Origin of the sequence: Limimaricola cinnabarinus, assembly GCF_002723615.1 — a bacterium.
GTDB classification, from domain to species: Bacteria; Pseudomonadota; Alphaproteobacteria; order Rhodobacterales; family Rhodobacteraceae; genus Limimaricola; species Limimaricola cinnabarinus_B.
On the sequence record NZ_KZ304952.1, the window covers coordinates 264,804 to 282,909 of the forward strand.

Here is an 18,106-nt window from a genome sequence, read left to right on the forward strand (position 1 = left end):
GTGGTATTCCGGCTCTACTCCGCCGCCTCGGCCATCCCGTCGGTGAATTGCAGCCGCGCCAGCCGGGCATAGAGCCCGCCCCCGGCGACGAGGTCCTCATGGCTGCCCTCGGCCACGATCCGCCCGCCTTCGAAGACGAGGATGCGGTCGGCCTTCTTCACCGTGGCCAGCCGGTGCGCCACGATCAGCGTGGTGCGCCCGGTGGCCAGCCGGTCGACCGCGCGCTGCACCAGCCGCTCGCTTTCGGCGTCGAGCGCGCTCGTCGCCTCGTCGAGGAGCAGCACCGGCGCGTCGCGCAGGATCGCGCGGGCGATGGCGATGCGCTGCTTCTGCCCGCCCGAAAGCATCACGCCGCGTTCGCCCACCTGGCTGTCATAGCCCTGCGGCAGCGCCATGAGAAACTCGTGCGCGGCGGCGGCGCGGGCGGCGGCCTCGACCTCCTCGTCGCTGGCGTCGGGGCGGCCGAAGCGGATGTTCTCGCGCGCGGTGTCGGCAAAGATCACCGGGTCCTGCGGCACCAGCGCCATCTGGCGGCGGAAATCGGGGCGGGACATCTCGCGCAGATCGATGCCATCGAGCAGCACCCGCCCGGTGGCCGGCTCCCAGAACCGCAGCAAGAGCTGGATCATCGTCGTCTTGCCCGCCCCCGAGGGGCCGACCAGCGCCACCGTCTCGCCGGGGCGGATGGTGACGGAGACATGATCGAGCGCCGAGACATCGGGGCGCGAGGGGTAGGAAAAGGAGACATCCTCGAAGGCGATCTCGCCGCGTGCCTCGGGCAGCGGGCGCGGCTGCGCGGGTTCGGGCAGGCTGTCTTCTGCGTTCAGAAGCTCGACCAGCCGCTCGGTGGCGCCGGCGGCGCGCTGCAGCTCGCCCCAGATCTCGGTCAGCGCGCCGACCGCGCCCGCCACCATCACCGCGTAGATGACGAACTGCACCAGCGCGCCCACGGTCATCGCGCCCGCATTCACGTCGCGCGCGCCGATCCACAGCACGCCGACGATGCCCGCGAAGATGAGGAAGATGACGATCGCCGTCATCAGCGCCCGCGTGCCGATCCGGCGGCGCGCGGCGGCGAAGCTCTTCTCGGTCACCTCGTTGAAGCGCGCCCGGCTGCGCGCCTCGTGGCTGTAGGCCTGCACCGTCTGCACCGACAGAAGCGTCTCGGAGGCATTGCCCGAGGAGGCCGCGATCCAATCCTGGTTCTCGCGGGAAAGCTCGCGCAGCCGTCGGCCCAGCACCACGATCGGCACGATGATCGCCGGCACGATCAGGAGCACCAGACCGGTCAGCTTGGCCGAGGTCAGCAACAAGAGCACCAGCCCGCCCACGAGGATCAGCAGGTTCCTCAGCGCCACCGAAGCCGAGGAGCCGATCACCGACAGGATCAGCGTGGTGTCGGTGGTGATCCGGCTGAGCACCTCGCCGGTCATGATACGCTCGTAGAAGGCCGGGCTCATGCCGACCATCCGCGCGAAGACCGCCTTGCGGATGTCGGTCACCACCCGTTCGCCCAGCCGGGTGACGAGGTAGTAGCGCGCCGCCGTCCCCAGCGCGAGCAGCGCCGCCATGGCCAGTGCCACGGCGAAATAGCGATCGAGCAGCGTGCCGGTGTCGATCTCGAAATTGTCGACCACCCGGCGCACGGCGAGCGGCAGCGCAAGGCTGACGCAGGCGGTCAGCACCAGCGCCGCGATGGCAAGCGCCATGATCCCCTTGTAGGGCGCCAGAAAGGGCCAGAGCGCCTTGAGCGCCCCGACATCGCGCGACCTGGCGCGGTCCTCGTCACTGGTCTTGGGGGATCGGGCCATCGCCTGCCTCGCTGGAATTATTGCCAAGGCTGTCTAGACCCCGCGCTGCTGCATCACAAGCGATGCGCTTCAGGCGGGCGCGCGGGCCCTGGCCGAAACAAGGCCCGATCAGGGCCGACTCAGGCCCGGTCAGGCGGGCGCGGCGACCGGGGCGGCGGCCCGGCGGCGCAGCGCCATGACCGGCGGCAGGATCATCAGCAAGAGCAGCGCCACCGCGCCGAAGGCCGCACGCAGGCCGAGCGCCTGCGACAGCCCACCCATCAGCACCGGCGCGATCAGGAAGGCGCAGAACGCGATGACCGCGACGCGGGCGATCGCCTGCGCGCGCTGATGCGCCGCAACCATGCGGCCCGCCAGCGCCAGCCCCATCGGCCCGATCACCGAAATGCCCAGCCCCGTGATCGCAAAGCCCAGATAGGCCACCATCGGCACCGGGGCCATCGCCGCGAGGGCCGTGCCGAGGGCCGAGACCAGCGCCGCCATGCGGATCACCGCCGTCTCGCTGAGCCGCTCGGCCAGCGCCTGCCCGCCAAAGCGCCCCAGCGTCATGGTCAGGCCCAGAAGCGCGGGCCCCAGAGCGCCCTGCGCCGCGCCGCCGCCCAGCGTCCGTTCGATATGCAGCGCCGACCAGCTCTCGACCGTGGCCTCGCTCAGAAAGGCGATCATCACGATGAGCCCGCACAGCACCACCGGCCAGAGCGGCAGCCGCGCCGCAGCCCCCTCCTCCGGCACCACCGCCGGGGCGGGCGCGCGCGACAGAAGCGGCAGGAGAAGCAGCGTCACCGCCCCCATCCCGCCGAACACCGCGAGCATCGGCAGCCCCGCCTCGCGCGTCACGCCAGAGGCCAGCGCGGCGAGGCCGTAGGCCAGCGAGAACAGCCCGTGATTGGCGTTCATCAAGGAGCGGCCCGATTGCGCCTCGATCTGGCTCACCCGCGCGTTCATCACCACGTCGCACAGCCCCGAGGCGAGACCGACGCCGACCATGCCCGACGCGAAGACCAGCGGCGTCGTGGCCAGCGCGGGCGTGACCCAGGCCAGCGCCAGAAGCCCCGCCGCGACGGGAAGCGCGGCGCGCCGCAAGGCGCGGTCGAACAGCGGCGCGAGCCACATCGTCGGGATCAGCCCGACCGAAGAGCCGAGCAGCAAGAGGCCGAAGGTCGCGTCCTCCACCCCGAGCCTGTCGCGGAACACCGGGACATGCGCGGCGAAGACGCCCCAGTAGAGCCCCATGACGAGGAAGGCGGCGCCCGGCGCGCGGGTCAGGAAAAGGGCGGAACGGATCGACATGGCACGGAGGTGACATGGCGCGCGCACAAGGTCCAGAGACGCGGCGTCCATGCGCCGTTTTCTGCCCATGCAGGCCTTTCCAAGCGGGGGATTCGGCGCTAAGGGCACAGGTTCTGAATCGGGCCATACACCCTTGGAGGATGGCCCATCACCTGAAAGGACTTACCAATGGCCAAAGAGATTCCGGATCTCGTCGCCACGGCACGCACGGGGACAGGCAAGGGGGCCGCTCGTCAGGCACGTCGCGAGAACCTCGTTCCGGGCATCGTGTATGGCGGCGGCGTCGATCCGCTGCCCATCAACCTGCCCTACAACGCGCTGATCAAGAAGCTGAAGGCGGGCCGCTTCCTGTCGACGCTGTTCAACCTCAAGGTCGAGGGCCAGGACGACGTGCGCGTCATCGCGCGCTCGGTGCAGCGCGACGTGGTCAAGGACCTGCCGACCCATGTGGACCTGCTGCGCCTGCGCCGCACCACGCGGATCAGCCTGTTCATCCATGTCGAGTTCGAGAACCACAAGGAAGCGCCCGGCATCAAGCGCGGCGGCGTGCTCACCGTGGTCCGCCCCGAGGTCGAGCTCAACGTGCTCGCCGGCGAGATCCCCGAGCAGATCGTGGTCGACCTGACCGGCAAGCAGATCGGCGACGTGATCCACATCAGCGATGTCGAGCTGCCCGCCGGCGCCAAGCCGACGATCGACCGCGATTTCGTGATCGCCAACATCTCCGCCCCCTCGAAGCTGGCCGCGGCCGCCGAAGAGGAAGAGGCCGCCGACGAGGTCGAGGCGACCGAGCAGAACGACGCCTGATCGCCTTTGCGACCATGCCGATGAAACGGGGCCCTTCGGGGCCCCGTTTTGCGTCCGGCCCCACTGGTCCCGCCCGGCGCCGCGCGCTAGCTTGCGGGCCATGAAACTCTTCGTCGGACTTGGAAACCCGGGCGGCAAATACGCCCAGAACCGTCACAATATCGGCTTCATGGCCGTGGACCGGATCGCCGCCGATCACGGCTTTGCGCCGTGGCGCGCGAAGTTCCAGGGCGAGATCGCCGAGGGGCGGCTCGGCTCCGAAAAGGTGCTGCTTCTCAAGCCCATGACCTTCATGAACCTCTCGGGCCAGTCGGTCGGCGAGGCCGCGCGCTTTCACAAGATCGACAGCACCGACATCACCGTCTTTCACGACGAGATCGACCTCGCGCCGGGGCGGCTCAAGACCAAGGCGGGCGGCGGCCATGCGGGCCATAACGGGCTGCGCTCGATCCACCAGCATCTCGGCCCGCATTACGACCGGGTGCGCATGGGCGTGGGCCATCCCGGCCACAAGGACGCGGTGCCGGGCTACGTGCTCAAGGATTTCGCCAAGGCCGACGAGGCCTGGCTCGACGACATGCTGCGCGGCATCTCCGACGGTGCCGCGTCGCTGGCGGCGGGCGATGATGCGCGGTTTCTCAACGCCGTGGCGCTCCGGCTGAACCCGCCCCGCTCGGGGGGCGGGTCGAAGGGCGGAGGCGCGAAGGATGTCGAGCCGAAAGGCGCGGCGACAAAGACCGCCCCGTCGCCTGCCGCGGCAGAGGAAGCTGACGACCGCTCACCGTTGCAAAAGCTGGCGGACCGTTTCAGATGAGCCGGAGGCGTCACGGCGAGATCGTGGCGGACCGGCACCGGCCCATGACGATCAGGCGCACGTCGCCCCGTGGAGACCCGCATGAAGATGGATGAGAAAATCAATGTCCTGGGCGGCGCGCTGGCGCCCTGCTCCACCGACCCCCTGACCGGCTTTTTCCGCGACGGCCATTGCAACACCTGCGATGAGGATGCGGGCAGCCATACGGTCTGCGCGGTGATGACCGCGGAGTTCCTCGCTTATTCGAAATATGTCGGCAACGACCTGAGCACGCCGCGACCCGAATTCGGCTTTGCCGGGCTCAAGCCCGGGGATCGCTGGTGCCTGTGCGCGGGCCGCTTTGCGCAGGCGCATGACGAAGGCTGCGCGCCGCGCGTCCATCTTGCTGCCACCCATGCCCGTGCGCTGGAGATCGTCCCGATCGAGGTGCTCAAGGCGCAGGCGGAATGACACGAAAGGGCCCCGGTCGGAATGGGTCCGACCGGGGCCGATCATGCGATAGAGCGCCTGGCAACCGGCGGCTTACTGGCCGTCATCCTCGTCGCCTGCGCCGTCCGTGTCTTCGCCTTCCTCGATGAAGCCCTCGGTCTCGGTGTCGTTCGGCTGAAGGGTCCGCTCGTTGGAGTCGCGATAATCCGGGTCTTCGGCATCGTCGGATTCAGCACGCGCCTCGGGCGACGCCACCATGCCATCCATGTCATCGGCCGAATGCATCACCAGGCCCTCGGGCACGGTGAACATCGCCGTCACCGGCGCGCCATTCGCCATGACCGGCGTATCGACATCGGTCATCCCCGGTCCGAAATCATAGACGCCGTTGCCGTTGCTTTCGACATGCAGCATCGCGACCAGCTCGGTTCCAGCAGCGAGCGCCGCGGGGATCGTCACGGTGACATCGGCGTTCTCACCCGCCATCACCATGGTGTGGGCCAGAGATTCGGGCACGACCGGCGCGCCATCATCTACGGCGTGCAGCACGATGTAGCCGTCCTGGCGCGTCGCGATGCGCGGGAAGGTTACGTTGGTCTGCCCGTCCATCATCGACATCTGCATCGTGTCGTCGACCATGATCATCGTGTCGTCCTGCGCCATGGCACCACCGGCCATGAGAGCGGTCAGTGCAGCGGCACCGGTAAAGATCTTGAGCATGTTGGTCTCCAATATGAATTCGGAGGGGCAACACGCTCAAGTCATTCAGGTTCGTTACATTGCAACACATGGGTGTGTCTCTCGCGTGATCGGAAATCAGGACCGGCCAAACACGAAAAAGCCGGCCGGACTGCTGTCCGGCCGGCTTTCGCACGAAGCGAGGAGAGGTCTTACTGACCGTCGTCTTCGTCGCCCTCACCCATCGGGTCTTCGCCCTCTTCGAGGAAGCCCTCGGTCTCGGTGTCGTTCGGCTGAAGGGTCGTTTCGGTCGAATCGCGGTAGTCCGGATCCTCGGCATCGTCGGATTCGGCGCGCGCTTCGGGCGAAGCGACATCGTCCTGCATGCTCATATCCGTCGCGATGCGAATCTCCTGCACGCTCAGCATCATGTCGCCGTCGGTGTCATCCTCCATGAGGATCGCCGCACCATCGGCGCCGAAGGCCGCGACCAGCTCGTCATTCGAGAGCATCATGTCGCCGTCGGTGTCGACTTCGGCGAAGGGAATGCTCTGGGCGACGGCGGTCGAAGCGCCGAGGACGAATGCGGTCGTGGCGGCGGCAGCAGTCAGTTTGTTCAGCATCTCGTATCCTCTCAGATTGTGAGTTCGCTGCCCAACGTGTCATCCGACAACTCCGTTCACCGCGCCGGGATCACATAAACGTGATCGGCGGGCTCAGGTCGCGATGTCGACGCCCAGATGCTTGGCCACGGTGAAGATATCCTTGTCGCCGCGGCCGCACATGTTCATCACCAGAAGGTGATCCTTCGGCAGGCCGGGGGCGGTCTTCATGACCTGCGCCAGCGCATGGCTCGGCTCCAGCGCGGGAATGATCCCTTCGAGCGCGCAGGAAAGCTTGAACGCCTCCAGGGCCTCGTCATCGGTGATCGCCACGTATTGCGCGCGGCCGATCTCGTGCAGCCAGGCGTGCTCGGGGCCGATGCCGGGATAGTCGAGCCCGGCCGAGATCGAATGGCCTTCGAGGATCTGCCCGTCATCATCCTGCAGAAGATAGGTCTTGTTGCCATGCAGCACGCCGGGGCGGCCGCCGACCAGCGAGGCGCAATGCTCCATCTTCGCGGAGACGCCCTTGCCGCCCGCCTCGACGCCGATGATGTTCACCTCGCGGTCGTCGAGAAACGGAAAGAACAGCCCCATCGCGTTCGAGCCGCCGCCGATCGCGGCGACCAGCGTATCGGGAAGACGGCCCTCGGCAGCCTGCATCTGGTCGCGCACCTCCTTGCCGATGATCGACTGGAAGTCGCGCACCATCGCCGGATAGGGGTGCGGGCCGGCCACGGTGCCGATGCAGTAGAAGGTGTCGCGCACATTGGTGACCCAATCGCGCAGCGCGTCGTTCATCGCATCCTTGAGCGTGCCGCGCCCGGAGGTGACGGGCACCACCTCGGCCCCCAGAAGCCGCATGCGGAACACGTTGGGCGCCTGCCGCTCGACATCATGCGCGCCCATGTAGACCACGCATTTCAGGCCGAACTTGGCGCAGACCGTCGCGGTGGCGACGCCGTGCTGGCCGGCGCCGGTCTCGGCGATGATCCGGGTCTTGCCCATCCGGCGGGCGAGGATGATCTGGCCCAGCACGTTGTTGATCTTGTGCGCGCCGGTGTGGTTCAGCTCGTCGCGCTTGAGGTAGATCTTCGCGCCGCCCAGATGCTCGGTCAGCCGCTCGGCAAAGTAGAGCGGGCTGGGGCGACCGACGTAATGGGTCCACAGATCGTCCATCTCGGCCCAGAAGGTCGGATCGGTCTTGGCCTTTTCGTATTCGGCCTCGAGCGACAGGATCAGCGGCATCAGCGTCTCGGAGACGAAGCGCCCGCCGAAATCGCCGAAGCGGCCGCCCTCGTCGGGCCCGGCCATGAAGCTGTTGATGAGATCGTCCGCCATGCGCTGGGCCTCCTCGTGTTCGGCCCCCGGAGTATCCTTGCCGCGCGAGGCGGTAAAGGGCTCAGTCGTTGCGGTCGCGCCAGCGGCGCAGCATGCCGCCGCTCCAGCGGCGTCCGCGGATGAGCGCGGTGTTGACCCCCGGCCGCAGCATCGGCAGGTCCACCGCCAGCAGCGCGAGGCCGATGGGCAGCATCCACAGCCCGAAGATCGGCAGGATCGCGGCAAAACCGCCCAGGATGAGCAGAACCCCCGCCGGAATGCGGATCCAGCGCGCCCGGTCGGCCATCAGCCGCTCGGTCAGCCCATGCAGCTTGGGCGAGCCGCCGGTCATCGCCCGCATCTGTCGACGCAGCCTGGCCTTCTCACGCTCGTGGTCGACGGATTTGTTCATGGACGGCATGTAGGACAGCCCGCGCGCCGGGGCAATCGCCCTCGCGCGCGGTTCAGCCGCGCGCGGCGTCGAGAAACGCGGCGACGAGCGCCGCGTCCTTGGCGCCCGGCGCGCTTTCCACGCCTGAGGAGACATCGACCTGCCGCGCGCCGGTCTTTTCGATCGCCTCGGCGAGATTGCCGGGCGTCAGCCCGCCCGCGAGCATCCATGGCACCGGCCAGCGCCGCCCGGCGATCAGCCGCCAGTCGAAGGCCAGCCCGTTGCCGCCCGGAAGCGCCGCTCCGGCGGGCGCCTTGGCATCGACGAGAATCTGGTCGGCCACGGCGGCATAGCTGTCGAGCGCGGCCAGATCGGCCTTGGAAGCCACGCCCACCGCCTTCATCACCGGCAGGCCGTAGCGCGCGCGGATCTCGGCCACCCGCTCGGGGGTCTCGCGGCCATGCAGCTGCAGCATGTCGAGCGGCACGGCGCCGACGATCTCGTCGAGCGTCGCGTCATCGGCATCGACCACGAGCGCGACCTTGGCGATGCCCATCGGCACCTCGAGCGCCAGCGCGGCCGCCTGCTCGACCGTCACCGCGCGCGGCGATTTCGGAAAGAAGACGAAGCCGACATAGCGCGCGCCCGCCGCCACGGCGGCCTCGAGCCCGGCCTTGTCGGACAGGCCGCAGATCTTGACGGAGACAGGCATCGTCAGGCGCGCGCGGGCGTGGCCGGCGCATCGACGAGGGCGAGCACGTCGTCGCCGCCTTCGTGCTTTTCATGGCGCAGCCGGTCGACCTCGCGCTCGAGCCGGTTCACCTCGCGGGCGCGCTTGCGCGCCTCCGAGCGGTGCTTGTGCTCGCGCAGCCATTCCCAGATGAAGCCGATCAGCAGGCCGAGCGCCACGCCGATCAGGATTACCGCGTAAAGCGGCATGTCGAGATCGGGCGAGACGCCGAACAGCCCGCTCAGCCCCTCGGGCAGAACGCGCAAGGTGACCATGCCGCGATTGGCGAGGCCGAGGATGACGAGGCCGATGGCCACGATGCCCCAGAAGGCGGTACGAAGAGCTCTCATGACGTGGTTCTATTTCCCATTGAGCCGGTCGCGCAACAGCTTGCCGGTCTTGAAGAAGGGGACGTGTTTTTCCTCGACCTCGACCGCCTCGCCGGTGCGGGGGTTCCGGCCCAGCCGCTGGTCGCGTTTCTTGACCGAAAAGGCCCCGAAACCGCGCAGCTCGACCCGGTTGCCTTCGGCCATGGCCTGGGTGATCCGGTCGAATATGGTGTTCACGATCTTTTCCACATCGCGTTGATAGAGATGCGGGTTCTCATCCGCGATCTTCTGGATCAGTTCGGATCGAATCATCTGCGCCCCCTCTCGCCCGGCCGACGCCCCTGAAATCGGAGCGTCACGGACCTGTGACAGGAAGACTATAGGCCCTCCGGGGGTTCCGTTAAATAGTGCAGTCAAATCAAAGGGGACGGTTTTCGCACTTCGTTCACGAAAAGGCCCCGCCCTCCGATTCCGGAAGGCGGGGCCGATCTCGTGACCGGGGCCTGGAGCAGCCCCGGCCGTTATCAGCGGTCGCCCTTGAGGGCGGCGCCGAGAATGTCGCCCAGCGAGGCGCCCGAATCGGAGGAGCCGTACTGCTCGACCGCTTCCTTCTCTTCGGCGATCTCGCGCGCCTTGATCGACAGGCCCAGCTTGCGGGTCTTGCTGTCGACATTGGTCACGCGCACGTCGATCTTGTCGCCGACGCCGAAGCGCTCAGGGCGCTGCTCGGCGCGGTCGCGCGACAGGTCGGAGCGACGGATGAAGGACTTCATGCCCTCATAGGTCACCTCGATGCCGCCATCCTCGATCTTGGTCACCTCGACGGTGATGATCGAGCCGCGCTTCACGCCGCCGATGGCGTCAGCGAACGGGTCGCCGTCCATCGCCTTGATCGAGAGCGAGATGCGCTCCTTCTCGATGTCGACCTCGGTGACCTTGGCCTTCACGACGTCGCCCTTGCGGAAGTCGCCGATCACGTCCTCGCCCCGGCCTTCCCAGGTCAGGTCGGAGAGGTGGACCATGCCGTCGATGTCGCCCGGCAGGCCGACGAACAGGCCGAACTCGGTGATGTTCTTCACCTCGCCCTCGACCTCGGTGCCCTCGGGGTGGGTCTCGGCGAAGACTTCCCACGGGTTGCGCTGGGTCTGCTTCAGGCCGAGCGAGACGCGGCGCTTGGCGCTGTCGATCTCGAGCACCATCACTTCCACTTCCTGCGAGGTGGAGACGATCTTGCCGGGGTGCACGTTCTTCTTGGTCCAGCTCATTTCGGAGACGTGGACCAGACCCTCGACGCCCGGCTCCAGCTCCACGAAGGCGCCGTAGTCGGTGATGTTGGTCACGCGGCCGGTGTGCACGCTCTCGATCGGGAACTTGGCTTCCACCGAATCCCACGGATCGTCCTGCAGCTGCTTCATGCCGAGGCTGATGCGGTGGGTTTCCTTGTTGATCTTGATGACCTGGACCTTGACGGTCTCGCCGATCGACAGGATCTCCGAGGGGTGGTTCACGCGGCGCCACGCCATGTCGGTGACGTGCAGCAGGCCGTCGACGCCGCCGAGATCAACGAAAGCACCGTATTCGGTGATGTTCTTGACCACGCCGTCGACCGTCTGGCCTTCGTGCAGGTTGGCGATGACCTCGGCGCGCTGCTCGGCGCGGCTCTCTTCGAGGATCGCGCGGCGCGAGACCACGATGTTGCCGCGGCGGCGATCCATCTTGAGGATCTGGAACGGCTGCTTGAGACCCATGAGCGGGCCCGCGTCGCGCACGGGGCGCACATCGACCTGGGAGCCGGGCAGGAAGGCCACGGCGCCGCCGAGATCGACGGTGAAGCCACCCTTGACGCGGCCGAAGATGGCGCCCTCGACGCGCTCCTCGTCGGCATAGGCCTTCTCGAGACGGTCCCACGCCTCTTCACGGCGGGCCATCTCGCGCGAGATGACGGCTTCGCCGCGGGCGTTCTCGACCTGGCGGAGGAAGACCTCGACCTCGTCGCCGGGCTTGAGATCGGCCTGCTCGCCGGGGTTGGCGAATTCCTTGAGATCGATGCGGCCTTCCATCTTGTAGCCGACATCGATGATGGCCTGGCCCGCCTCGATGGCGAGAACGCGGCCCTTGACGACGCTGCCCTCGGACGGCGTGTCGATTTCGAAGCTTTCGTTCAGGAGGGCTTCGAATTCCTCCATGGATGCTTTAGCGCACATGCGGTCAGTTTTTCCTTTGTAAGTCGCTATACGGGCCAGGCGGTTGTCTCCGCCGGTCTTTGGATTCGATTCCGCCGAAAGGAACGGACCAACGCGACGAGGGCCGGTGATGCCGACCCTGCCTCGTCCTGCTCGCGCGCGTGACGCGCGCCGCCCTTCGACGCCTGCGTCTATAGTGCGATCGGCGCCACGGATCAAGCCGCAGGCGCGCGGCATGCAAGCGGGGCGAGGTAACTAGGATTTGACAATCCTCAACCTGCCGGGGATTTTCAACCTGCCGGAGATTTTCGGCCCAATGCCCCCTTCCGAGATCCCGGGACCAACAGCCAGTCAGGAATTGCGTGGATTACGACTACTCTCTGCTCTTGAACGGCTTCATTGGCGCGAACCCGACGGTTGATCTCATAATCCTGCAATTGATGGGCAACACCCTGCTCAAGGGCGTGCCGGTCATGCTGGTGATCTGGCGGCTCTGGATGATTCCCGGAAGCGACATGGCCCGGCGCCGGGCCGGCCTCGCCGGCGTGCTGACGGCCTCCATCATCAGCCTTGCGCTGGGGCGGATACTGGCCCTGACCCTGCCCTACAGCGCGCGGCCCATCCATACACGCGGCCATGACGTGACCCTCGCGACGGGGCTCGAGGCCGATGTGCTCGACGGGTGGAGCTCCATGCCCAGCGATCACGCGGTGATGTATTTCGCCCTGGGGGTGGGCATTTTGCTGGTGCACCGGGGATGGGGGATCGCGGCGCTGTTTCACGCGCTCGTCCTGATCAGCCTTCCCCGGATCGTGCTCGGTTTTCACTGGCCGAGCGACATCCTCGTCGGCGCCACGATCGGCACGGCCACGGCGCTGATCCTCGTGCCGCTGCTGCGCCGGGTCTTTCTGGAAGGCGGTCTGCTGGCGTGGCTCGAGGCACGGCCGGGGCTGAGCTACCCGCTGCTGTTCCTGGCCACGCAGCAGCTTGCCACCATGTTCGACACCTCGCGCGCGCTGCTGAGCTTCGTCAAGGACATCACGATCGGCTAGGCCGATCAGTCAGGCGGGCCGCCGCGCCGCCACCCGCGCCACCGCCTTTGCCACCGCGTCCTCGATGCTGAGATCCGAAGTGTCGAGCACATAGGCGTCCTCGGCGGGCCTCATCGGTGCTTCGGCGCGCTCGGAATCGCGCCTGTCGCGCGCGCGCACATCCGCCAGGACGCCATCGAAGCTGGCGTCGAGCCCCGCCTCGATGAGCTCGGCCAGCCGCCGCCCGGCCCGCGCCTCGGCGCTGGCGGTGACGAAGAGCTTGGCCTCGGCCTCGGGGCAGATCACCGTGCCGATGTCGCGCCCGTCGAGCACCGCGCCGCCCTCGCGCCGGGCAAAGCCACGCTGGAAATCCAGAAGCGCCGCGCGCACCTCCGGGATCACCGCGACCTCGCTGGCGGCCTGCGCCACCTCGGGGCTTCTGAGGCCCGGCTGCTCCAGCGCCTCGGGCACCAGCCCGCGCGCCGCCGCGACCGGCTCCGCGCCCTTGAGCACCAGCGCGCCCACGGCGCGGTAGAGCAGCCCGGTGTCGAGATGCGCAAAGCCGAAATGCGCGGCGACGGCGCGGCCCACGGTGCCCTTGCCGGCGGCGGCGGGGCCGTCGATGGCGACGGTAAAGATCATGCCCGCCCCACCTTTGCGCCAAGCCCCGTCATCAGCGGCTCGAACACCGGAAAGGAGGTCGCGATGGGGCCGCCATCATCGACGCGCATCGGCTCGGTCGTGGCCAGCCCCATGACGAGGAAGGACATGGCGATGCGGTGATCGAGCCGGCTTTCCACCGTGGCGCCGCCGGGGACATTGCCCTGCCCGCGCCCATGGACGATCCACCAATCCTCGCCCTCCTCGACCTCGACACCCGCGGCGCGCAGCCCTTGCGCCATCGCATCGATCCGGTCGCTTTCCTTGACGCGCAGCTCCTTCACGCCACGCATCACCGTGGGCCCTTGGGCAAAGGCCGCGACGACCGAGAGCACCGGGTATTCGTCGATCATGCTCGCCGCGCGGGCGGGCGGCACCTCGATGCCCTTCATGTTCGGCGAAAACCTTGCCCGCAGATCGGCCACCGGCTCGCCGCCCTCCTCGCGCGGGTTTTCATAGGTCAGATCCGCGCCCATCTCGCGCAGCGTCTCGAAGAGGCCCGCCCGGGTCGGGTTCAGGCCGATATTGGGCACCAGCACGTCCGAGCCTTCGGCGATCAGCGCGGCGCAGACCGGGAAGGCGGCGGAGGACGGATCACGCGGCACCACGATGTGCTGCGGGCGCAGCTCGGGCTGGCCGGTCAGCGTGATCACCCGGCCCTCCCCGCTTTCCTCGACCGTCAGCTCGGCCCCGAAGCCCGCCAGCATCCGCTCGGTATGATCGCGCGTGGCCTCGGTCTCGATCACCACGGTCTTGCCCGGCGCGCCCAATCCCGCCAGCAGCACCGCCGACTTCACCTGCGCCGAGGGCACCGGCACGGTATAGCGCACCGGCATCGGCTCGACTGCACCGGTGATCGTCATCGGCAGACGTCCACCCTCGCGCCCCTCGGCCTTCGCACCGAACAGCGCCAGCGGATCGGTCACCCGGCCCATGGGACGCGAGCAGAGCGAGGCGTCGCCGGTGAAGGTCACGGTGATCGGCGTGGTGGCCATCGCCCCCATGATCAGCCGCACCCCGGTCCCCGAATTGCCGCAATCGATCACGCCCGCGGGCTCGGCGAAACCGCCCACGCCGACGCCGTGGACCGACCAGCGGCCCTCACCGTGATCGGTCACCTCGGCCCCGAAGGCGCGCATCGCCTTGGCCGTATCCAGCACGTCCTGCCCTTCGAGCAGCCCCTCGATCTTCGTCTCGCCCACCGCCATCGCGCCCAGGATCAGGCTGCGGTGGCTGATCGACTTGTCGCCGGGGACATGCGCCTCGCCGCAAAGCGCGGGGCCGCGCTGGGACATCATCGGGATCGGATCGCCATGGCCGGACATCGGGGCACCTCGTGAATTGCTCGCCCGTTCCTAGACCGACGCGACGGCAGCGTCCACGCCCCTCGCCCGGCGCGCGTTGGTTCAGGGCCGGCGAAAGGTCAGGTAATGCGGGCGTCGTCCCTCGCGCAAAGCCTTTTGCTCGTAGCGGGTCGAGGGCCAGTCGGCCCAGGCCTCGTCATCGGGGTGATCGACGCGCACAAACCCCGCAGCGGGCACCTCTTCGAGCGTCTGGCGCACGTAGTCCTCGATATCGGTCGCCACGCGAAACTCCGCGCCGGGGGCCAGCACGCGCATCAGGGGCTCCAGATGCTCCTGCGTGACGAAGCGGCGGCGGTGATGGCGCGCCTTGGGCCAGGGATCGGGATAGTTCAGGAACGCCTTCTCGACGCTGCCACCCGGCAGCACGTCGAAGAGATCGCGCACGTCGCCGGGATGCACGGCGATGTTGTCCACGCCCGCGTCGCGGATCTTGCCCAGGAGCATGGCGACGCCATTGATATAGGGCTCGGCCCCGATGATCGCGATCTGCGGGTTGCTCCTGGCCATGTGGACGAGATGTTCGCCGCCGCCAAAGCCGATTTCGAGCCAGACCGGCTTGCCGCCGAAGCGCGCGCCGAGATCGAGCTTCTCGCGCTCGGGGTTCTCGTCCCAGCCGACCGGGCCGGGCGAGAGCGCGCCCAGATCGTTTTCGAGGTGATCCTTCTGCGTCGGGCGCAGGGTCTTGCCGTGAATCCGGCCATAGAAGTTGCGCCACGGGGCGCCGGTGGGGTGCGAGCCTTTTGTCATGGCGGGCGGGTTAGCGCGGGCCGGGCCGTGGCGCAACATCTCCCTATGGCGCGCGGCGGCCCTTGCCGGTCGCCATGCGTATTTTCGGAAAGATGAACCCCCAGGGGCGCGCCCCATGGTTCATCTTTCTTCAAATACGCAAACGCGACGCCACCGCCCGGCGCGGCGCTTCCCGTCGGGTGCTGCCTGCCTACAGCCCGCGCTTGAGCGCCGCGCCGAGATCGGTGCGCTCCCACGAAAAGCCGCCATCCTCCTCGGGCGCGCGGCCGAAATGGCCGTAGGCCGCCGTGCGCGCATAGATCGGGCGGTTGAGCCCCAGATGCGTGCGGATGCCGCGCGGGGTCAGGTCCATCGCCCCCGCGATGGCCCGCTCGATCTCGACATTGGAGACCTCGCCCGTGCCGTGGGTGTCAGCATAGATCGACAGCGGCCGGGCGACGCCGATCGCATAGGAAAGCTGGATCGTGCAGCGCGCGGCCAGCCCGGCGGCGACCACGTTCTTGGCGAGGTAGCGCGCGGCATAGGCGGCGGAGCGGTCGACCTTGGTCGGGTCCTTGCCCGAAAACGCGCCGCCGCCATGCGGGGCCGCGCCGCCATAGGTGTCGACGATGATCTTGCGGCCCGTCAGCCCGGCGTCGCCATCCGGCCCGCCGATCACGAACCTGCCCGTCGGGTTCACCCACCATTCGGTCTGGTCGGTAATCCAGCCCTCGGGCAGCACCTCGCGCACATAGGGCTCGACGATGGCGCGGATGTCGGCGCTGGTCTGGCCCTCGTCCGAATGCTGGGTCGAGAGCACGATCGAGGTGACGCCCACGGGCATGCCGTTCTCGTAGCGCAGGGAGATCTGGCTCTTGGCGTCGGGGCGCAGCGTCGGCTCGGCGCCCGATTTGCGCGCCTCGGCCAGCCGCTTGAGCACGCGGTGCGCATAGTGGATCGGTGCGGGCATGAGATCGGGCGTCTCGCGGCAGGCATAGCCGAACATGATGCCCTGATCGCCAGCGCCCTCTTCCTTGTCCTGGGCGGCATCCACCCCTTGGGCGATATGCGCCGACTGCGCGTGCAAGAGGTTCGTCACCTCGACATCGCGGTGGTGGAAGGCGTCCTGCTCGTAGCCGATGTCGCGGATGCAGTCGCGCACGATCCCCTCGACCCCGCCGAGCACATCGGCAAGCCGCCCCTGATCCTTCAGCCCGATCTCGCCGCCGACGATGACGCGGTTGGTCGTGGCGAAGGTCTCGCAGGCGACGCGGGCCTCGGGCTCCTCGGAGAGCAGCGCGTCGAGCACGGCGTCGGAGATCCGGTCGCAGACCTTGTCGGGATGCCCCTCGGACACCGATTCGGAGGTGAAGATGTAGTTCTTGCGGGACATGGGGAGGCGCTCCATTGAGTTTTACCCGACACGCCAGGAAGCCGTTGTGTCGAGAATCCGGTTTCGCTACGCCCCGGCCCGCCCCCGGTCAAGCCGGTTTCGCCGCATACCGGCCAGTCCCAGCGCCAGCAGCAGCGCCAGCATCGGCGCATCGCCCCAGCGCGCATAGGCCGGGGCCGCCCCGCGCGGCGGCAGCGCCGCATCCACCGCGCCCATCTCGTCGAGACCGATCCGCGCGGTGACGCGCCCCATCGCGTCGATCATGCCCGAGACGCCGGTATTGGCGACCCGCGCCATCGGCATGCGCTGCTCGATCGCGCGCAGCCGCGCCTGCGCGAAATGCTGGTAGGGGCCGGAGACATGACCGAACCACGCGTCATTGGTCATCAGCAGCATCAGCCGCGGCCGCAGCGCGCCGGTGGTGGTGGCGTCGTTGATCTCGCGCGCGAAGATCCCCTCGTAGCAGATCAGCGGCAGCGCCAGCCCGATGCCCGGCACCGAGACCGGGTGCAGCCCCGGCCCCGGCGTGTAGCCGCCGCCCTCGCTCGCCGCCAAGCCATGGATGCCGAAGCGCGCGGCGGTCTCGCCGAAGGGGACGTATTCGCCGAAAGGCACGAGATGCGACTTGTCGTAGAGCGAGGCGATCGCGCCATCCGCATCGACCACGATGGCCGAATTGTAGTAGCGCGCGCCTTCGCGCCGCTGGATGCCGAGCGCAAGCGGCGCGCCGCGCGCCGCCGCCACGCCCTGCGCCAGTGCCTCGCCCGACTGGTCGAGCAGCCAGGGCAGCGCGGTTTCGGGCCAGACGACGAGAGCGGGCACGTCCCCCTGCCCGGTGAGCGACATCAGCCGCTCGTGGAACACCGGCAGCCAGTCCGGGTCCCATTTCAGGGCCTGCACCGCGTTGGGCTGCACCAGCCGCACCACGGGCGCGTCCGGCGCAGGCACGGGCGCGGGGCCGGGATCGAGCGCGACCCACGCAGCCATGCAGGCCAAGGCGGGCACGGCGAGCCACAGGCTGCGCCCGATCGCCAGCGCCGCCACGGGCAGGCCCAGCGCGATCAGCGTCAGCAGCGGCGCGCCGCCGAGCGCGGCGAGCTGCGCCACCGGCGTGTCGATGAAGACATGGCCGGGCATGGCCCATGGGAAACCGGTGAAGACCACGCCGCGCGCCATCTCGGCCGCGATCCACAGCGCCACCAGAAGCGCCGCGCCCCGCCGATGCGCGGCGGCGAAGACCGCGCCCCAGAACAGCGCCAGACCGCCAGCCAAGAACAGCAGCGCGAAAGGCGCCATCCAGCCATGCCGCGCGACATCGACGAGAAACGGCTCGACGATCCATGACAGGCCAAGTCCGAACCAGCCCGCGCCGAAGGCCCAGCCGGTCAGGAAGGCGCCGCCCCGCGTCGTGGCATGGCCGCGCAGCACCAAGGCGAGGGCGACCGCCGGCAGGCTCAGCCACCACAACCCCCATGGCGCGAGGCCCAGCGCGCCGACAAGGCCCGCGAGCCCGGCGGCCGCGGCCCGCGGCCAGGGCCGGGCCGCGCG

Annotated in this window: 19 protein-coding genes and 1 riboswitch; of the genes, 4 read left to right on the top strand and 15 right to left on the bottom strand. The window is 68.5% G+C overall.

Translation table 11 applies throughout. From position 1 onward, the window contains the following. Positions 1-14: 14 nt before the first annotated feature. On the bottom strand, positions 15-1,811 hold the full coding sequence (locus CJ301_RS04485) for an ABC transporter transmembrane domain-containing protein (protein ID WP_099274714.1): 1,797 nt from the start codon (positions 1,809-1,811) through the stop codon (positions 15-17). Positions 1,812-1,940: 129 nt separating this feature from the next. Next, positions 1,941-3,101, bottom strand: a complete 1,161-nt coding sequence (locus tag CJ301_RS04490; protein ID WP_254050068.1) for an MFS transporter — start codon at positions 3,099-3,101, stop codon at positions 1,941-1,943. 168 nt (positions 3,102-3,269) lie between these two features. On the opposite strand from CJ301_RS04490, the gene CJ301_RS04495 reads away from it, so the two are divergent. The 3 genes from CJ301_RS04495 to CJ301_RS04505 all read left to right on the top strand — a co-directional run bounded on the left by CJ301_RS04495 (position 3,270) and on the right by CJ301_RS04505 (position 5,172). Then, positions 3,270-3,908 (top strand): 50S ribosomal protein L25/general stress protein Ctc, encoded by a 639-nt coding sequence (locus CJ301_RS04495; protein WP_099274716.1) that lies wholly within the window; start codon positions 3,270-3,272, stop codon positions 3,906-3,908. A gap of 100 nt (positions 3,909-4,008) precedes the next feature. Next, the gene (gene pth, locus CJ301_RS04500) at positions 4,009-4,722 is read left to right on the top strand and encodes an aminoacyl-tRNA hydrolase (protein ID WP_099274718.1); all 714 of its coding nucleotides are present in this window, start codon (positions 4,009-4,011) and stop codon (positions 4,720-4,722) included. Positions 4,723-4,803: 81 nt separating this feature from the next. Continuing rightward, positions 4,804-5,172 carry a DUF2237 family protein gene (locus CJ301_RS04505; RefSeq protein ID WP_099274720.1) on the top strand — a complete coding sequence of 123 codons (369 nt, stop codon included), beginning with the start codon at positions 4,804-4,806 and terminating at the stop codon, positions 5,170-5,172. A 72-nt stretch (positions 5,173-5,244) separates the two neighbouring features. On the opposite strand, the gene CJ301_RS04510 is transcribed toward CJ301_RS04505, so the two are convergent. The 8 genes from CJ301_RS04510 to rpsA form a co-directional block, all read right to left on the bottom strand. Then, the gene (locus tag CJ301_RS04510; RefSeq protein WP_162620417.1) at positions 5,245-5,871 is read right to left on the bottom strand and encodes a DUF7282 domain-containing protein; all 627 of its coding nucleotides are present in this window, start codon (positions 5,869-5,871) and stop codon (positions 5,245-5,247) included. Between the two features lie 170 nt (positions 5,872-6,041). Beyond that, entirely contained in the window at positions 6,042-6,452 is a 411-nt protein-coding gene (locus CJ301_RS04515; protein ID WP_099274724.1) for a hypothetical protein, read from the bottom strand. A 93-nt stretch (positions 6,453-6,545) separates the two neighbouring features. Continuing rightward, positions 6,546-7,772, bottom strand: coding sequence for a tryptophan synthase subunit beta (gene trpB / locus CJ301_RS04520; RefSeq protein ID WP_099274726.1), 1,227 nt, complete (start codon positions 7,770-7,772; stop codon positions 6,546-6,548). Positions 7,773-7,833: 61 nt separating this feature from the next. Further along, positions 7,834-8,163 (bottom strand): tryptophan synthase subunit beta, encoded by a 330-nt coding sequence (locus CJ301_RS04525; protein ID WP_099274728.1) that lies wholly within the window; start codon positions 8,161-8,163, stop codon positions 7,834-7,836. Positions 8,164-8,215: 52 nt separating this feature from the next. Then, positions 8,216-8,854, bottom strand: a complete 639-nt coding sequence (locus CJ301_RS04530; protein WP_099274730.1) for a phosphoribosylanthranilate isomerase — start codon at positions 8,852-8,854, stop codon at positions 8,216-8,218. 2 nt (positions 8,855-8,856) lie between these two features. Next, on the bottom strand, positions 8,857-9,222 hold the full coding sequence (locus tag CJ301_RS04535; RefSeq protein ID WP_099274732.1) for a lipopolysaccharide assembly protein LapA domain-containing protein: 366 nt from the start codon (positions 9,220-9,222) through the stop codon (positions 8,857-8,859). A gap of 9 nt (positions 9,223-9,231) precedes the next feature. Next, entirely contained in the window at positions 9,232-9,513 is a 282-nt protein-coding gene (gene ihfB / locus CJ301_RS04540; RefSeq protein ID WP_085897095.1) for an integration host factor subunit beta, read from the bottom strand. A gap of 212 nt (positions 9,514-9,725) precedes the next feature. Continuing rightward, a complete protein-coding gene (rpsA, locus tag CJ301_RS04545) occupies positions 9,726-11,405 on the bottom strand; it encodes a 30S ribosomal protein S1 (RefSeq protein ID WP_085897096.1) in 1,680 nt (559 codons plus the stop codon). Between the two features lie 341 nt (positions 11,406-11,746). Here rpsA and CJ301_RS04550 point away from each other — a divergent pair, with 341 nt between their 5' ends. After that, positions 11,747-12,436, top strand: coding sequence for a phosphatase PAP2 family protein (locus tag CJ301_RS04550; RefSeq protein WP_099274734.1), 690 nt, complete (start codon positions 11,747-11,749; stop codon positions 12,434-12,436). Positions 12,437-12,445: 9 nt separating this feature from the next. Here the strand turns inward: CJ301_RS04550 and CJ301_RS04555 are convergent, their stop codons facing one another. The 5 genes from CJ301_RS04555 to lnt form a co-directional block, all read right to left on the bottom strand. Further along, entirely contained in the window at positions 12,446-13,057 is a 612-nt protein-coding gene (locus CJ301_RS04555; RefSeq protein WP_099274736.1) for a (d)CMP kinase, read from the bottom strand. Next, positions 13,054-14,400 (bottom strand): 3-phosphoshikimate 1-carboxyvinyltransferase, encoded by a 1,347-nt coding sequence (aroA, locus tag CJ301_RS04560; protein WP_099274738.1) that lies wholly within the window; start codon positions 14,398-14,400, stop codon positions 13,054-13,056. The genes CJ301_RS04555 and aroA overlap by 4 nt, the downstream gene beginning before the upstream one ends. Positions 14,401-14,481: 81 nt before the next feature. Continuing rightward, the gene (gene trmB, locus CJ301_RS04565; protein WP_099274740.1) at positions 14,482-15,186 is read right to left on the bottom strand and encodes a tRNA (guanine(46)-N(7))-methyltransferase TrmB; all 705 of its coding nucleotides are present in this window, start codon (positions 15,184-15,186) and stop codon (positions 14,482-14,484) included. Positions 15,187-15,376: 190 nt separating this feature from the next. Continuing rightward, on the bottom strand, positions 15,377-16,558 hold the full coding sequence (metK, locus tag CJ301_RS04570) for a methionine adenosyltransferase (protein WP_099274742.1): 1,182 nt from the start codon (positions 16,556-16,558) through the stop codon (positions 15,377-15,379). A 7-nt stretch (positions 16,559-16,565) separates the two neighbouring features. Beyond that, positions 16,566-16,614, bottom strand: a riboswitch (SAM-SAH riboswitch). A 10-nt stretch (positions 16,615-16,624) separates the two neighbouring features. Beyond that, positions 16,625-18,106, bottom strand: a 1,482-nt coding sequence (gene lnt, locus CJ301_RS04575; protein WP_099274744.1) for an apolipoprotein N-acyltransferase, incomplete at its 5' end; no start/stop codon positions are given.

Bases quoted from the DNA above. Each gene is read 5' to 3' on its own strand.
- ihfB (WP_085897095.1), bottom strand. From the start codon at position 9,513: ATGATTCGATCCGAACTGATCCAGAAGATCGCGGATGAGAACCCGCAT.
- CJ301_RS04515 (WP_099274724.1), bottom strand. From the start codon at position 6,452: ATGCTGAACAAACTGACTGCTGCCGCCGCCACGACCGCATTCGTCCTC.
- CJ301_RS04510 (WP_162620417.1), bottom strand. From the start codon at position 5,871: ATGCTCAAGATCTTTACCGGTGCCGCTGCACTGACCGCTCTCATGGCC.
- CJ301_RS04525 (WP_099274728.1), bottom strand. From the start codon at position 8,163: ATGAACAAATCCGTCGACCACGAGCGTGAGAAGGCCAGGCTGCGTCGA.
- trpB (WP_099274726.1), bottom strand. From the start codon at position 7,772: ATGGCGGACGATCTCATCAACAGCTTCATGGCCGGGCCCGACGAGGGC.
- metK (WP_099274742.1), bottom strand. From the start codon at position 16,558: ATGTCCCGCAAGAACTACATCTTCACCTCCGAATCGGTGTCCGAGGGG.
- CJ301_RS04555 (WP_099274736.1), bottom strand. From the start codon at position 13,057: ATGATCTTTACCGTCGCCATCGACGGCCCCGCCGCCGCCGGCAAGGGC.
- CJ301_RS04535 (WP_099274732.1), bottom strand. From the start codon at position 9,222: ATGAGAGCTCTTCGTACCGCCTTCTGGGGCATCGTGGCCATCGGCCTC.
- pth (WP_099274718.1), top strand. From the start codon at position 4,009: ATGAAACTCTTCGTCGGACTTGGAAACCCGGGCGGCAAATACGCCCAG.
- CJ301_RS04485 (WP_099274714.1), bottom strand. From the start codon at position 1,811: ATGGCCCGATCCCCCAAGACCAGTGACGAGGACCGCGCCAGGTCGCGC.
- CJ301_RS04495 (WP_099274716.1), top strand. From the start codon at position 3,270: ATGGCCAAAGAGATTCCGGATCTCGTCGCCACGGCACGCACGGGGACA.
- rpsA (WP_085897096.1), bottom strand. From the start codon at position 11,405: ATGTGCGCTAAAGCATCCATGGAGGAATTCGAAGCCCTCCTGAACGAA.
- CJ301_RS04490 (WP_254050068.1), bottom strand. From the start codon at position 3,101: ATGTCGATCCGTTCCGCCCTTTTCCTGACCCGCGCGCCGGGCGCCGCC.
- CJ301_RS04505 (WP_099274720.1), top strand. From the start codon at position 4,804: ATGAAGATGGATGAGAAAATCAATGTCCTGGGCGGCGCGCTGGCGCCC.
- CJ301_RS04530 (WP_099274730.1), bottom strand. From the start codon at position 8,854: ATGCCTGTCTCCGTCAAGATCTGCGGCCTGTCCGACAAGGCCGGGCTC.
- aroA (WP_099274738.1), bottom strand. From the start codon at position 14,400: ATGTCCGGCCATGGCGATCCGATCCCGATGATGTCCCAGCGCGGCCCC.
- trmB (WP_099274740.1), bottom strand. From the start codon at position 15,186: ATGACAAAAGGCTCGCACCCCACCGGCGCCCCGTGGCGCAACTTCTAT.